Here is an 11,579-nt window from a genome sequence, read left to right on the forward strand (position 1 = left end):
GCGCGGTCGCCTACGCTTCGTGATTGTGTTCATAGCGTTCGAGGGCGGCGACGGCGCGGGCAAGACCACGCAGATCGAGTTGCTGCGGGTGCGGCTGGTCGATGCCGGGTATGACGTGGTGGTGACCCGCGAGCCCGGCGGCACTCCACTGGGGGAGAGCATCCGTGCGGTGCTGCTGCACGGTGACCACGTGGCGCCGAGAGCGGAGGCGCTGCTCTTCGCGGCGGACCGCGCGCACCATGTCGCAACCGTCGTGCGACCGGCGCTCGCGCGTGGCGCCGTGGTGCTGCAGGACCGCTACGTCGACTCCTCCGTCGCCTATCAAGGAGCCGGACGCGAGCTGGATCCTGCTGACATCAAAGGGCTTTCGATGTGGGCGACCGAAGGGTTGCTTCCGGATTTGACTGTCCTGCTGGACGTGACACCAGAGGTCGGCCGGGCGCGGCGCGGCGCGGTGCACGACCGGCTGGAGTCCGAGCAGGACGATTTCCACGCGCGCGTCCGCGAGCACTACCGCGATCTGGCCGCGTCGTCGGCGGAGCGCTACCTCGTGATCGACGCGAGCCTGCCGGCCGAGGAGATCGCGGCGATCGTGGCCGACCGGGTGGAGCCGGTATGACGACCGCGGCGGGTGTCTGGACGGACGTGATCGGTCAGGACCACGCCGTCGCGACGTTGCGGGCGGCGGTCGAGGACCCGGCACGGATGACCCACGCCTGGCTGCTGACCGGCCCACCGGGGTCCGGGCGATCGATCGCGGCGCGAGCTTTCGCGGCGGCGCTGGAGTGCCCGGCCGGCGGCTGCGGCGAGTGTCACGAGTGCCGCACGGTGCTCGACCTGAGTCACGCCGACGTGACGGTGATGGCCACCGAGGGGCTGTCGATCCAGGTCAAGGACGCGCGCGACCTGGCCGGGCTGGCGCAGCGCCGGCCGAGCGTCGGCCGCTGGCGAGTGATCGTCATCGAGGACGCCGACCGTCTCACCGAGCGTGCCGCCGACGCATTGCTGAAGGCGTTGGAGGAGCCGGTCGAACGCACCGTCTGGGTGCTGTGCGCCCCGTCCCTGGAGGACGTGATCATCACCATCCGCTCGCGCACCCGGCACGTGCGACTGCGCACCCCTCCGGTCGATGCGGTCGCCCGGCTACTGGTGGAGCGTGACGGCATCGACCCGCAGCTCGCAGCGGATGCGGCGCGTGCGGCCCAGTCGCACGTCGGCCTGGCCAGGCGGCTCGCGACCGACGTCTCTGCGCGCGAACGGCGCCGCAAGACACTGCTGCTCGCCGGGCACATTCACCACCTCGGCGATGCGATGAACGCCGCTGCCGATCTCGCGGCGATCGCGGGTGAGGAATCGTCGGCGTCGTCCGCCGAGCGGGATGCTGCCGAGAAGACCCGGCTGATGGAGCAGCTCGGCGCCGATCCGGCCGCGCGCACTCAGCCCCCGCACGTGCGGTCGCAGCTGTCGGCGCTGGAGAAAGAGCAGAAGACCCGCGCCACGCGCTTCAGCCGTGACGTCATCGACCGGTCGCTGGTCGACCTGCTATCGATCTACCGTGACGCTTTGGTCGCGCGCGCGGGCAACACCGTGCCGCTCATCAACGCCGACCTCGCGGACGAGGTGCAATCGCTGGCGCAGAGCCGCACCAGTGAGCAACTGCTCACCGCGATGGACACCATCGGCACCGCCCGGGAGCGCATCGAGGCCAATGTGCCGCCGCTGCTCGCCCTGGAGGCGATGGCGATCGGACTGCAGGCGCCTCTCTCCGGGGTCGCACCGGGCCGATGACGTACCGTGCAGGGCATGGTGGGACGACGGCGGGTAGCCGGTCTGGCGGGCTTCACGATCCTCGGTATGGCGGCCGCAACCGGCTGTAGCAGCGGGTCCGGAAGCAATCACGAGACCTCGGCGGTTGCGCCGTCGACGGGCTCGTCGGTGTCCGGGGGGTCGTCCGCAAGCCCGACTGCGGGCACGCCGGCCGCGCTGGCCAGGTTCTACGACCAGAAGCTGGACTGGTCTTCCTGCGGCCCGGCCAAGTGCGCCACGCTGACCGTGCCGGTCGACTATGCGGATCCCGGCGGCGCGACGATCAAGCTGGTCATCGACAAGGTGCCGGCGACCGGCCACCGGAAGGGCTCGCTGGTGGTCAACCCCGGCGGTCCGGGCGGCTCCGGCGTCGACTACGCGGCTGCGGCATCTGAGGGCTATGTCGTCCGCAAGGACGTGCACTCGTCATACGACATCGTGGGGTTCGACCCGCGCGGAGTGCAGCGCTCGGCGCCGATCACCTGCTACGACGACGCGCAGCTGGACACGTATCTCGGGGCCGACCCGACACCGGACACCCCGGCGGAGGAGCAGCAGGTCGCCGCGGAAAACAAGGCGTTCGGAAAGGCATGCCTGGCCAAGAACGGCAACCTGCTGCGACACGTCTCGACCGTCGAGGTCGCCAGGGACATGGACATCCTGCGAGCGGCGCTCGGCGAGGACAAGCTCAACTACCTCGGCAAGTCCTACGGCACGCTGATCGGCTCGACGTATGCCGGGCTCTTCCCGCAGCGGGTCGGTCGTTTCGTGCTCGACGGGGTGGTGCCGCCGGACATCACCGCGGAGCAGGAGAACCTCGGGCAGGCAAAGGGTTTCGAGCAGGCGACACGTGCCTACGTGCGTGACTGTGTCGCCCAGGGCAGCTGTCCGCTGGGCAGCAGCCTGGACGCCGGCATGACGCGGATCCGCTCGTTCCTGAAGGCCGTGGACGCGAAACCGTTGCCGGTGACGGGTCAGGGCGATGTCAAGGAGCTGACGGAGGGCTGGGCGACGATGGGCATCGCCGAGGCGATGTACGACAAGTCGTCCTGGCCGGTGTTGACGGACGCGTTCCAGGCTGCGTTCAACGGCAGCGGCAACAAGCTGATGGCGCTCGCGGACCAGTATGCGTCCCGCAACAGCAACGGCACCTACAGCGGCAACATCATGCAGGTCATCAACGCCGTCAACTGTCTCGATCGCAGCAGTCCGTCCAGCCTTGCGACCTACCGCCAGGAAGCAGCGGCGTTCAGCAAGGTCGCCCCGACCTGGGGCCCGATGCTCGCGTGGGGTGGCCTCGTCTGCGGTGAGTGGCCGGTCAAGGCGACCGGCAAGCCGGAGAAGATCACCGCGGCTGGATCCGGCCCAATCCTGGTGGTGGGGACGACGCGTGACCCGGCCACGCCATACGAATGGTCGGTGCAGTTGGCCAACGAACTCGCCAATGGGCATCTGATCACCCGGGACGGCGACGGTCACACGGGGTACATGATGGGTTCGACGTGCATCGACAACGCCGTGGACGACTACATCCTGAACGGCGTTGTGCCGCCGAAGGGCAAGACCTGCTGAGAAGTGACGAAGGAGATCCCATGAGTGTGGACCTGAGTGGCAAGCGCGCGCTTGTGACGGGCGCGGGCAGCGGCATCGGGCAGGCATGCGCGGTCGCGCTCTCCGGTGCCGGGGCGTTCGTGACCGTCGCGGACATCGACCCGCGGGCCGCGGGTGAGGTCGCCGAGCAGATCGGTGGCGAGTCGTGGGTCGTCGATCTCGCGGACACCGAGGCGCTCGGCGAGCTGCGGATCGATCAGGACATTGTGGTGAACAATGCTGGCATTCAGCACGTTTCGCCGATCGAGGACTTCCCGCCGGAGAAGTTCCGGCTCATCCTGAGGCTGATGCTGGAGGCGCCGTTCCTGCTCACGCGGGCGGTGTTGCCGGGGATGTACGAGCGGGGTTTCGGGCGCATCGTCAACATCACCTCGGTGCACGGGTTGCGTGCCTCGGAGTACAAGTCGGCGTATGTCGCGGCCAAGCACGGGCTGGAGGGCCTGTCCAAGGTGATCGCCCTGGAGGGCGGCGGCAAGGGCGTGACCAGTGTGTGCGTCAGCCCGGGCTATGTGCGAACGGCCTTGGTGGACAAGCAGATCGCCGACCAGGCGCGGATGCACGGCATCAGTGCGGACGAGGTTGTGGAGCGGGTCTTCCTGGCTGACACCGCGGTGAAGCGGCTGGCCGAGCCTGCCGAGGTGGCGGATCTGGTGACCTGGCTGTGCGGCCCGAACGCGGGTATGGCGACCGGCACCAGTTTCACGCTGGATGGTGGATGGACGGCGCACTGATGGGCACGTACACCACGCATGACGTGCCGGTCCGCGGTGGCTTGTTGCGGGTGGGGCGCTGGCAGGGCGAGGGCCCGGTCCGACGGGTCGTGCTGGCGGTGCACGGCATCACCGCGACGCATGTTTCGTGGGAGCTGGTCGGGCGCGCGGTGCCGCCGGGCACGATGATCCTCGCGCCGGATCTGCGCGGGCGCGGGCGGTCCGGTTCGTTGCCCGGTCCGTCGGGGATGTCGCAGCACGCGACGGATTGTCTGGCGGTGCTGACCGAGCTGGCCGATGGCCGGTGCGATGTGGCGGCCGGGCACTCGATGGGCGGTTTCGTCGTTGCCACCCTGGCCGGGGAGCATCCGGAGGCGGTGGGCCGGTTGTTGCTGGTCGACGGTGGGGTGCCGTTCCCCCTGCCGCCCGGCGCGGACCTGCCGGCGCTGATGCAGGCGGCCCTCGGGCCGGCGGTGGAGCGGCTGAGTGTCGATTTCGCGAGTCATGAGGAATACCAGGCGTTCTGGCGCCAGCATCCGGCGTTCTCCGCGGAGTGGAACGATGCCGTGGCGGCGTATGTCGACTACGACCTCGGGTCCGGCCCGCCATACCGGAGCACGGTGGCCGGGGAGTTGATCACGCAGGACTACCCGCAGATGTTCGTCGGCGGCGAGACCGACCGGGCGTGGCCGGGCATCGTCACCGATGCGCTCCTGCTGCGCGCGCCGCGCGGGCTGATGAACGAGCCGGGCGGTCTGTATCCGCCGGAGCTGCTGGATGCCTGGGCGGCGACCCGTCCACGTTTCGTATGGCGTGAGGTGCCCGACGTGAACCACTACACCCTCGTGCTCGGCCGCGGCGCGGATGTGGTGAACGCTGCGCTCGGCGAGCTGCTGGCCTAGCGGGGCGACCGCCGATTCGGTGTCCGGCCCGGCTCCTGCGTATACTCGTCGCGGCCCGCGGCTCCGCCACGGACCATGCCGCCTTAGCTCAGTCGGCCAGAGCGATTCACTCGTAATGAATAGGTCATCGGTTCGATTCCGATAGGCGGCTCCACCGAACACCCTCGACCACCGTCGGGGGTGTTCTTGCTGGTCAGACGCCATTTCCCGGATGCGACGAGCACCACGTGATCCCGATTTCATGAGCCTTGCCCCGCGTCATCTGTGCTGATCGGCGCACCCCCGGCGCACCCCGGGCCGTTCAAGCGGTCGAGCGCGGCTCGGTCGGCGGCTGTCCCCAAGTGGTGAATGTAGAGGTTCGTGGTCGCCATCGACGCGTGCCCCATCCAGGCCTTGACAGTGGTCGGGTCGACGCCGCGAACGAGCCACAGGCACGCGGCCGTATGCCGCAGGTCGTACACACGATGCCCTCTGCCGGTCTTCTTCCAGTCGGTCGCCCGTTTGAACGCCCCGACATGCAACTGATGGCCGCTCGCCGTCGTGAACAGCAGCTCATCGGCAGATTTCCCGGCCGCGAACTCACGCACGAGAGGCAGTACGCGATCAGCGATCGGCACCCGACGCACACGACCGGACTTCGTGGTCTTGACCTCGACGCCTTCCGGCGCGGCACGTTCGACGATGAGCAGCGGCAACGGCACCTCCACCAACGAGCGAACGCGCATCGCGCGCAGTTCGGACCAGCGCAGTCCGGTCCAGCCTGCGATGAGTACCAACCGGGCGAGACGCTCATCATGGCCGGCCACCGCGGTCGAGACGGATTCCAGTTCCGCCTCGGTGAACGGCCGCATTTCCACGCGCGGCGTGGTCTGACGCGGAACACGCGTGTTCACAACGGGATTCGTCGCAATGAGCCGCTCTCGAACACACCACGAAAAGAACGACGACAGTGCCGCCCGATACCGAACAGTCGAGGACCGAACGCGCCCCGCCTTCGCATACTCGACTAGCACCCGCTGAACCTCACGATCTGTCAGCGAGTTGACACCCCGAGCAACGAACCACGCGGGAAGTGCCTTCAAGAGCCGTTGATCGGTCTTGTAGGTCGTGCCGGCGACAGAATTCGCACGCGTCTCGAACCATTGCGGTAGCAGCGCGCGGACCGTGGCCTTGCCGGCGCGGGGGTCGACGCCTCCGGCGATGGCGGCTCGTTCGCGGTCGATCCAGGCAACGGCTTGCGCGCGCGTGTCGAATGTCTTGCTGGCGACTTGTTCGCGTCCCACTTTCAGCACACCACGCCAGCGCCCGGACGGCGTTTTGCGGACCGTCATGGCGAGTCGGTGAGGTCAGCGAGCAACGCGGCCAGGTCTGCCGCTTCGCCCAGCGTGAGTATGTGCGTGCTGCCGTCCGGCAACCACAGGCGGACCCCGGACCCGGACACAGCGACCGCGACGAGCTGGCGTGTCATGACGTTTGCCGTTCCAGCCAGTCGGCGACGTCTTCGCGCCGATACCGTGGCGTCGACCCGCTGAGCCACACGACCTGCGGTCCTCGTCCTTCCTGCCGCATCCGGCACAGCGTGGACGCCGAGATACCCAGCCAGTGCGCCACCTGCCGGGACGTGAGCAGTGTTTCGGTTTGCACTTGAACTACCATCACCCGATCTCCTTTACTTCCAACGTGTTTCGTCTGATGTTGTGGTGTTGCGCGCGCCATTGGTCATACTCGCGGGCTCGCACTGCTGTCGCGGTCGCCAGAGCAGCCTCGGTGGAGTCCTCCCACCCCGTGCCGGCATACGCCCAGGAGCCGACGACCAGCGTTGACTCGGCGTCGTCGGCGGTGAGTAGGCGAGCTTCCAGCTCGGCGGTGTCGAGCGGGTGCCCGGATCGGCGGGAGTCGGCAGCGATTGCCTGCCACCGGGCGCGAGCACGCCGCAGCGCGCCAAGGGTGATGGAGTATGCCCGCGATTTGGTGGAGAAGTGCCCTCGGAAGCCGAGCATGTGCGACCACCGGCCCAGTAGCGCGTACGGGTCGTGTGAACCGACATGATCCGCCGCCCGTGATCGGTCCGCCAGCACCACGCAGGTACGACGGACCCTGGCCAGGTGTGGTGTGCTGCGCCGATCGACACCGGCTGCCGCCGTGGCGTCCTTGGTGGCGTACTTCGCTAGGTACCCGGCCACCTGTCCCGGGGTCACCGGCCCGGCCGGGTCGTCGGTGCGCGCACCAATGCGGACCGCACGTGTGTCGACCTGCTGACCGAACCGCAACACCCGCGGCGTATCGGCCTGGTCGAGCAGTGGTGGCGCGTAGGACACCTTCGCGACCGCTGTGGCGAGCAACGCGGCCAGGTCGCGGCCGTCGACGAACGGCGACGCGGGGGCGCCGATCCCGTCGGTCTTCGGCCCGTCGAGGCGGACCAGCGCGTGGAAATGGATCAGTCCCCGGGCTTGGTACTCCGCGACCTTGGCGTACTGCAAGGACGCCACGGTGCTCAGGCGTGACTCTCGCACGCCGAGCTGGTCGGCGAGTTGTCGACGGACCTCGATGGTCAGGCGTCGCCATAGCTCGGGCGCCCACCACTGCCAGATCACGTGCGAGGCGTAGTCGTAGCAGTCCGGGCACAGCGGCGATCCGACCAGGGCGTCATCGGCGTTATGCCGGCCCTGGCACCAGGTCGGCCGGCCGTGCACGCACCGAGTGCGATCCTCGCGTCGACGCGGCCGACATGCACCGCAGTGCCGTGTGCCGTGGACCAGCCCGAACGAGGGTGCGGTCACGGTCAGGAAGACCAGCGGGTTGTCCGCGACGGTCTGCGGGACCTGTTTGCCGCCCTGCACCCCGGCACGGATCATCTCGAACGTGTCGCGCGCGTAGAGCCGGGAACACGACGGGCACACGTGATCGCGTCGGTTGCCGCACCGGCGCAGCAGCACGCCCAGTGGCGCGTCCGTCGACCGGAACGAGGAGAGCACTTCCCCGGTGCGGCGGTCGACCGTCACCGATGACCCATGCAACCGCACCGGCCGGGAGCAATGCCCCACCGACGCGGCAGCTTGGGACCACGCATCCCACGACCGGGACGAGAACCGGCCACGCGCCCACGCCGCAGCGTGTGCTGAGTCCAGACCGGGCACATCGAGCGGCGCACTCTCACCGAACCCCGCGAACTCGGAGGGCGAGAGTGTGTCACTCGACATGACCGGGGCGCTCACCGCGGTTCGCCTCCCAGGGCCAGGTCGCGGGACGAGCCGCAGGTGCGTGTTGCCGCGCGCACGTCAGCTCGCCTCGCTGTCATCGGATCGAGTTGCCGCATCGCTACGAAGTCCCCGAGATGCCCGCGGCGATCGCGGCTTGCGCGGGGACCGGGCAGGTCCGCTGTCGCCGTTGTCGGCGTTACCGGGTGCCGGCGCGACATGAACCACAGGCTGCTTGACCGGCGCCGGGAAATCGTGCCCAATGCGCTGAACAAGTCCGTCCGGCCAGTAGTCGGCGCGCACCCGCACCGCTGTCCCGTTCTCCTGCACGACGTAGCCCATGCCGGGTGTTGCCGGGCTGATCTTGTGCGCGGGGGCGACATCGGTCATGCCGTCCCCGAGCACCATGCGCACCTCTTCGGCCGACCGCAGCCGCAGCGCCACGGTCTGCGTGAACAGGCCGCGCATCTCGACTGTCTTCTTGGTCGGGTCCTGCACGAAGGCGAGCACCAGGATGCCGGGCGCACGACCGGCTGACAGCAGCCGCGCGAGCAGCTTGGTTGCCTCGGCCACCTTTTCGCGCTCCGTGGAATACGCGACCAGCGCGGCCAGTTCGTCGATCACCAGCACGTGCAGCGGTTCACCCGGTGCAGGCCGATGCAGCCGCTCGACACCGCGCATCCGCGCCAATCGCTTGTCCATGACCTCGACCAATGTCCGCAGCACCACCAGCGCCTCGTCGACCGTCTCGGCCGTCGTGGTGAACAAGCCCTCACCCATGCCGATCTCGACCCCGCCCTTGAGGTCGACGCCATACAGGCGCACCAGATCGGCCCGGGCAGCGGGTGCGAGACCGCCGCAGATGCCCCACAGCACCGAGCCCTTGCCCGATCCGGAAGCGCCGACGACCAGCGTGTGACGTTCGATCAGTTGCATCGACCACGGCGACCCGTCCACTTGCCGCCCCAAGGTGATGCGGTCCAGCTCGACGTGCTGCGGAACAGCCGCCGTCACCGGCACACGAAGCGGCTCGCACATCACCAGCCGCAACTGCACCACCGACGGGGCGAGCTGCTCGGTCGCCACCGATTGCGCATTCATCGCCGCCGCGAACCTCGGCGCCGCCGCGATCAGTTCATCCGGCGTCTGTCCCATCCGGACCTGCGCGATCACGTCGACCCACACACCGGACGCGGACACCTCACGCAACGCGGGTGGGGTCCACACCTGGACCGACCCGGCACCATCTCGCGCCTTGACCGTGCGCTGCGACGACAGACCGGCCTCCCGGCACACCTCCGGCCAGACGAGTTGGACCCGCTTTCGCCACCCCCGACGCAGGGCCGGCCACACCACGCGCCGTTCGTATGACGCAGGCCACCGCGCCTGCCACACGGCACCCGGGAACCCGGCACCCACCAGCACGCCGGCCAGCGCCCACCACGACCAGGTAAGGCCGGCGATCGCCCCTACCCCGGCGGCGATACCCAGCAGCAACGCCAGCAGGTAGCACCGCCGCCAGCATCGCGCCGACTTGGCCAGGCCCGAACCGATCACACGGGCGACCGTCCACACCGCGTGCATCACGCCGCACCCTTCGAACTCGACGACGACGCAGAAGCCGCACCCGGCTCGGTCATCGACTCGGCCCGGAACGACCACGCCAGCCGCGGACGCCCACTATTGGTGTCGACATACGGCAATGCCGACAAACCCACGAACTCGACCGGGGTCCACGGCATCCCTGCCTTCTTGGCCGGCGGCACCGGCCGCACGCCCGCCGCGAACTTCACCACGATCGCGGTGTCCTTACGGGATGCCTCCTCATCGGCGTCCAGCACCGTCGCCTGCCACAGCAGCAGCCCGGTCTCCTTGTCCGTTTGCTGCGGACGCGAACCATCCGGCCGTTTGTCCGCCTGGAAGTCGAGCACCGGCTCGACCTCGCCCTTCAAGAACGCGCCCGCCGGGAACACCTCGTGATGCGGCAGGTTGATCCGCCGTGGAATCGCCATCAGCGACCTCCTTTGACAGTCCGGAGGACTCTTACTGCCCCACCGGTCGTATTGGTCACCATAGGGCATCAGACTGCCCCATACAAGGGCGTTTGAGTCCTCTATGGGCAGCAGAGGCCCTCTTCAAGGGGACAGTTCAGCCCTTTCCTGGCACACTGGAGGGGTGGACATGCCAGAAGTGATGCGCAGCCGGCGGGCGATGCTTAGCCTCAGTCAGGCCGAGCTAGCGCATCACGCCGGAGTCGACAAGCGGCAGATTCGCCGTTACGAGGCGGGCGAGGCGCAGCCGAGTCTCCCCGTTGCGCGCCTGATCGCCGAAGCGCTCGATGTCACGCTCGACGAGCTGGCCGGAAACCATGGCAGCCGAGTCGGTCTGTCCGGGCAGTGGTGGGCGTCATGGCAGACACAGACCAACGACACGCCGGCCTACCCGACGCAGCCGGTCACGCTCACCCAACGTGATGATCTCGTGCAAATCCACGCCGACCGGCGCGGCCTGACGCTGCCCGGGGCGGGGTACACCTGGCGTGGTGAGCTGCGCCTGTGGGACAACCAGGTCCTCATGGGTTGGTACGTCGCTGACGAGGCCGGCGTCCGATCCATGGGAACGCTCTTCATGCGGCTGCACACCCACGGACAGCACATGATCGGCCGCTGGGTCGGCCAGTCCCACGACGGGCCTATGCTCACCGGCTACGGGGTCATCGCCCGAGACGAGCAAGCAGCCGCCGACCAACTCCGTCACCTCGTCGAGGAAGGCATGACCCCATGACTGAACTCATCCAAGTCATCGTCAACGGCCCACCCGATGCGATGCCAGCCATCGTCGAGCACGTCGTGAAATCCCGACTCGCAGCAGCCGGACACATGGCACACATCGAGTCCACCTACTGGTGGGACGGCCAACTCGAACACCAGCCCGAGGTCCGCGCGACCTTCAACACCACACCCGCAATGTTCGACGCCATCCAGGCAGAGGTGACACGGCTGCACCCCTACGAGACGCCCAGCATCGTCGCCGTGCCGCTGCACGGGGCATCCGAGCAGTACGTGCACTGGTTGACTGACGAAATCCGTCGGTAGCTCAATCGGGTTACGCCAGGACTCACCCGGCGTGGAGTCTCGAATAGGCCCCTTCACCGAGCGGGTCTATTGAGACGGTGTGGCGCGCGTCATGTGGTTGACCTCCGAGAACTCGATAGACGAACATCTATCGGGACTACGTCGGTGGCGGCGACCATAGTCGGTCCTGAGTCGTGCCGGTTTAGTGTGTCGGCCAGGTGACGCCTGTCGCGGTGATGATTTCGGTCGCTTGGTCGGTGAGGGGGTCGGCGGCGGTGA

The 11,579-nt window shown here is 68.3% G+C and carries 13 protein-coding genes and 1 tRNA gene; 8 read left to right on the forward strand and 6 right to left on the reverse strand.

Going from position 1 to position 11,579, the window contains the following annotated elements; genetic code table 11:
* Window positions 1-25 precede the first annotated feature (25 nt).
* The 6 genes from tmk to EFY87_RS18165 all read left to right on the forward strand — a co-directional run bounded on the left by tmk (window position 26) and on the right by EFY87_RS18165 (window position 5,183).
* Complete coding sequence (tmk, locus tag EFY87_RS18140; protein WP_342769141.1) at window positions 26-619, forward strand: dTMP kinase; 594 nt, start codon at window positions 26-28, stop codon at window positions 617-619.
* The gene (locus tag EFY87_RS18145) at window positions 616-1,788 is read left to right on the forward strand and encodes a DNA polymerase III subunit delta' (protein WP_123272899.1); all 1,173 of its coding nucleotides are present in this window, start codon (window positions 616-618) and stop codon (window positions 1,786-1,788) included. Before tmk ends, EFY87_RS18145 begins: the two co-directional genes overlap by 4 nt.
* Window positions 1,789-1,803: 15 nt before the next feature.
* Window positions 1,804-3,378 carry an alpha/beta hydrolase gene (locus tag EFY87_RS18150; RefSeq protein ID WP_245988742.1) on the forward strand — a complete coding sequence of 525 codons (1,575 nt, stop codon included), beginning with the start codon at window positions 1,804-1,806 and terminating at the stop codon, window positions 3,376-3,378.
* A 20-nt stretch (window positions 3,379-3,398) separates the two neighbouring features.
* Window positions 3,399-4,148, forward strand: coding sequence for a 3-hydroxybutyrate dehydrogenase (locus EFY87_RS18155; protein WP_123272901.1), 750 nt, complete (start codon window positions 3,399-3,401; stop codon window positions 4,146-4,148).
* Window positions 4,148-5,029, forward strand: coding sequence for an alpha/beta hydrolase (locus EFY87_RS18160; RefSeq protein ID WP_158607706.1), 882 nt, complete (start codon window positions 4,148-4,150; stop codon window positions 5,027-5,029). Before EFY87_RS18155 ends, EFY87_RS18160 begins: the two co-directional genes overlap by 1 nt.
* Window positions 5,030-5,106: 77 nt before the next feature.
* Window positions 5,107-5,183 (forward strand) — tRNA-Thr (locus EFY87_RS18165).
* Between the two features lie 85 nt (window positions 5,184-5,268).
* Here the strand turns inward: EFY87_RS18165 and EFY87_RS18170 are convergent.
* The 6 genes from EFY87_RS18170 to EFY87_RS18190 all read right to left on the reverse strand — a co-directional run bounded on the left by EFY87_RS18170 (window position 5,269) and on the right by EFY87_RS18190 (window position 10,238).
* The gene (locus EFY87_RS18170) at window positions 5,269-6,360 is read right to left on the reverse strand and encodes a tyrosine-type recombinase/integrase (protein ID WP_123272903.1); all 1,092 of its coding nucleotides are present in this window, start codon (window positions 6,358-6,360) and stop codon (window positions 5,269-5,271) included.
* Entirely contained in the window at window positions 6,357-6,497 is a 141-nt protein-coding gene (locus EFY87_RS20425) for a hypothetical protein (RefSeq protein ID WP_158607707.1), read from the reverse strand. Before EFY87_RS20425 ends, EFY87_RS18170 begins: the two co-directional genes overlap by 4 nt.
* A complete protein-coding gene (locus tag EFY87_RS18175; RefSeq protein ID WP_123272904.1) occupies window positions 6,494-6,685 on the reverse strand; it encodes a helix-turn-helix transcriptional regulator in 192 nt (63 codons plus the stop codon). Before EFY87_RS18175 ends, EFY87_RS20425 begins: the two co-directional genes overlap by 4 nt.
* Entirely contained in the window at window positions 6,685-8,229 is a 1,545-nt protein-coding gene (locus EFY87_RS18180; RefSeq protein WP_181445516.1) for a replication initiator, read from the reverse strand. The genes EFY87_RS18175 and EFY87_RS18180 overlap by 1 nt, the downstream gene beginning before the upstream one ends.
* Before the next feature lie 78 nt (window positions 8,230-8,307).
* A complete protein-coding gene (locus EFY87_RS18185; protein ID WP_158607708.1) occupies window positions 8,308-9,783 on the reverse strand; it encodes an FtsK/SpoIIIE domain-containing protein in 1,476 nt (491 codons plus the stop codon).
* 26 nt (window positions 9,784-9,809) lie between these two features.
* Entirely contained in the window at window positions 9,810-10,238 is a 429-nt protein-coding gene (locus EFY87_RS18190) for a plasmid replication, integration and excision activator (RefSeq protein ID WP_123272906.1), read from the reverse strand.
* A gap of 169 nt (window positions 10,239-10,407) precedes the next feature.
* Here EFY87_RS18190 and EFY87_RS18195 point away from each other — a divergent pair, with 169 nt between their 5' ends.
* Window positions 10,408-11,010, forward strand: a complete 603-nt coding sequence (locus EFY87_RS18195) for a helix-turn-helix domain-containing protein (protein ID WP_123272911.1) — start codon at window positions 10,408-10,410, stop codon at window positions 11,008-11,010.
* Complete coding sequence (gene cutA, locus EFY87_RS18200; protein ID WP_220093704.1) at window positions 11,007-11,321, forward strand: divalent-cation tolerance protein CutA; 315 nt, start codon at window positions 11,007-11,009, stop codon at window positions 11,319-11,321. The genes EFY87_RS18195 and cutA overlap by 4 nt, the downstream gene beginning before the upstream one ends.
* Window positions 11,322-11,579: the final 258 nt, after the last annotated feature.

It is taken from the genome of Flexivirga caeni, from assembly GCF_003724155.1.
Taxonomy (GTDB): domain Bacteria; phylum Actinomycetota; class Actinomycetes; order Actinomycetales; family Dermatophilaceae; genus Flexivirga; species Flexivirga caeni.

What these genes read in the sequence shown, in the direction of transcription:
- EFY87_RS18170 (WP_123272903.1), bottom strand. Translation starts at nt 6,360, where the DNA reads ATGACGGTCCGCAAAACGCCGTCCGGGCGCTGGCGTGGTGTGCTGAAA.
- EFY87_RS20425 (WP_158607707.1), bottom strand. Translation starts at nt 6,497, where the DNA reads ATGACACGCCAGCTCGTCGCGGTCGCTGTGTCCGGGTCCGGGGTCCGC.
- EFY87_RS18145 (WP_123272899.1), top strand. Translation starts at nt 616, where the DNA reads ATGACGACCGCGGCGGGTGTCTGGACGGACGTGATCGGTCAGGACCAC.
- cutA (WP_220093704.1), top strand. Translation starts at nt 11,007, where the DNA reads ATGACTGAACTCATCCAAGTCATCGTCAACGGCCCACCCGATGCGATG.
- EFY87_RS18195 (WP_123272911.1), top strand. Translation starts at nt 10,408, where the DNA reads ATGCCAGAAGTGATGCGCAGCCGGCGGGCGATGCTTAGCCTCAGTCAG.
- EFY87_RS18175 (WP_123272904.1), bottom strand. Translation starts at nt 6,685, where the DNA reads ATGGTAGTTCAAGTGCAAACCGAAACACTGCTCACGTCCCGGCAGGTG.
- EFY87_RS18155 (WP_123272901.1), top strand. Translation starts at nt 3,399, where the DNA reads ATGAGTGTGGACCTGAGTGGCAAGCGCGCGCTTGTGACGGGCGCGGGC.
- EFY87_RS18150 (WP_245988742.1), top strand. Translation starts at nt 1,804, where the DNA reads ATGGTGGGACGACGGCGGGTAGCCGGTCTGGCGGGCTTCACGATCCTC.
- EFY87_RS18160 (WP_158607706.1), top strand. Translation starts at nt 4,148, where the DNA reads ATGGGCACGTACACCACGCATGACGTGCCGGTCCGCGGTGGCTTGTTG.
- EFY87_RS18190 (WP_123272906.1), bottom strand. Translation starts at nt 10,238, where the DNA reads ATGGCGATTCCACGGCGGATCAACCTGCCGCATCACGAGGTGTTCCCG.
- EFY87_RS18180 (WP_181445516.1), bottom strand. Translation starts at nt 8,229, where the DNA reads ATGTCGAGTGACACACTCTCGCCCTCCGAGTTCGCGGGGTTCGGTGAG.